Here is a 1,797-nt window from a genome sequence, read left to right on the forward strand (position 1 = left end):
TTGAGAAAGGAGAATGCCAATCATAAGGCATTCTTTTTTTCATTTCAGAAGTTGAATTATTCGGTTTTCAGATGCTTATTCCTCTATATAGATGAGTGCAAAAGCAGCATGAAAATATAGAACACAAGGGGAGGATGTAAATGACCTGGTCTCGATTATCCCAATAATTCTGTTTAGTTTATTTAAAATAGTAATTACATGTCTTTCATCAGGTCCGGTAGAGTGGATTTTAAGTAAATTTGAACTGCATTCAACGTTAGATAAAGAAAGCATCAAGGTGTTTTACAGCGGAGAGCAATAAGACTACAATTATAATCCAATCTCACAGAGGCAAGACGGATGTAGAGTTATGGTTGTTTTGTTATAACGATCGCGTTGATGTAGTAAAAAAATACGACAAGAAAGTAGTTGCATATAGTCTTCGGTCCGATAGCCTTCAGGAGCAAATGTCCGCAAGCTTAGAAGGTTCTAACACTATAAATTGAACAAATCATTGTTTTAATACTGATAAAAGGGATGAGGGAGTGAATTATATTGCGCTCCCTCTATCTTTTGTTAACATTTTGCATCTAGTATTTATTTGTAGGGGAAACTAACAAATATTGATTTTGAGGAGTGAGAGCATGTTTATGCAAGGTACAATTATTGCAGGTGAATTTGATTCCTCCATGAATGAATTTTCCTTACAGAAAGTAAAAAATTTAAATACAGAATCGGTTCTTAAAGAAAACCAGTTAAACAATATTTATCATTATTTAAAAAAACATCAGCATGAAGATGATGGGCAAATAATTACCCTTTACGATCAAATGCCTTTACACCTGACACAAAATGAAATTAATGAGTTGATTTGTGATTTGGAGAGAGTAATGTCCATGTACCATCAATGACGGGTGCGGTTGATAGTAGTGCGAATAAAAAAGAGGCAGACCCAAATGGACCTGCTTCATTTAGATTAAGGATTGGTTGTCCAAAGCCCGGCAGTTTTAACGAATACCCTTGGATTTAATTTTAAGCCGGCTACGATTATTTCAGCAAGGTCTTCTGGCTGCATAACATGATCTTCATTACCGCTGACAAGGTTAGTATCAATTGCCAGGTCTGTTACAACCGTACTTGGTGTTAAAGCTGTTACACGGATGTTGTGCTTCCTTACTTCGAGCATGAGTGATTCTGTTAGTCCTAAAACAGCGAATTTAGAAGCACTGTAAGCACTTGTTACAGGAGCACCTTTTTGTCCGGCAGAGGAAGAAATATTGATAATATCACCTGTTTTTCTGTCAATCATGCCGGGAAGTACAGCTCTTGTTGCATTATAAACTCCCATTAAATTCACCTGGATGATTTTCTCCCATTCATCAGGAGTTAAATCAAGGAAGCCGCCAAACTTGGCAACTCCAGCATTGTTAATGAGGATATCAATTGGTCCGTGATCAGCTTTAATGTGTTCAACTGCATTAATAACTGATTCGAGATTGGAGACATCTCCTGTTGCCATTGAAACTTTCACATCAAATTGTGCTAGTTCAGCCGCAACCTTTTCAAGGTTAGACATATTCAAGCCAAGCAATCCTAAATTAACCCCTTCTTTTGCTAAGGCGATAGCAGTAGCTCGTCCAATACCTCTGCCTGCACCAGTAATTAAAGCAGTTTTGCCATTTAATGAATTCATTTTTTCACTCCTATGAACAAGGTTTTTACACAAAATTAAATAGAAAGACCGCAATCTTGCATGGATAGTTTGCGGTCTCTCATAGACAATCAACGTTTTATTCTAAATTGGCGTGTCTGCCATAC

General features: G+C 37.0%; 2 protein-coding genes and 1 pseudogene. 2 read left to right on the forward strand and 1 reads right to left on the reverse strand.

What is annotated here, in order from left to right; genetic code table 11:
- The first annotated feature begins 193 nt into the window (after positions 1–193).
- Positions 194–485: pseudogene (locus WB217_RS01910) on the forward strand (YfmQ family protein).
- Positions 486–629: 144 nt separating this feature from the next.
- On the forward strand, positions 630–890 hold the full coding sequence (locus WB217_RS01915; RefSeq protein ID WP_415818193.1) for a hypothetical protein: 261 nt from the start codon (positions 630–632) through the stop codon (positions 888–890).
- A 65-nt stretch (positions 891–955) separates the two neighbouring features.
- On the opposite strand, the gene WB217_RS01920 is transcribed toward WB217_RS01915, so the two are convergent.
- Entirely contained in the window at positions 956–1,672 is a 717-nt protein-coding gene (locus WB217_RS01920) for a 3-ketoacyl-ACP reductase (RefSeq protein WP_423990132.1), read from the reverse strand.
- Positions 1,673–1,797 lie beyond the last annotated feature (125 nt).

This window comes from Mesobacillus sp., from assembly GCF_049588175.1.
GTDB lineage: Bacteria > Bacillota > Bacilli > Bacillales > Cytobacillaceae > Mesobacillus.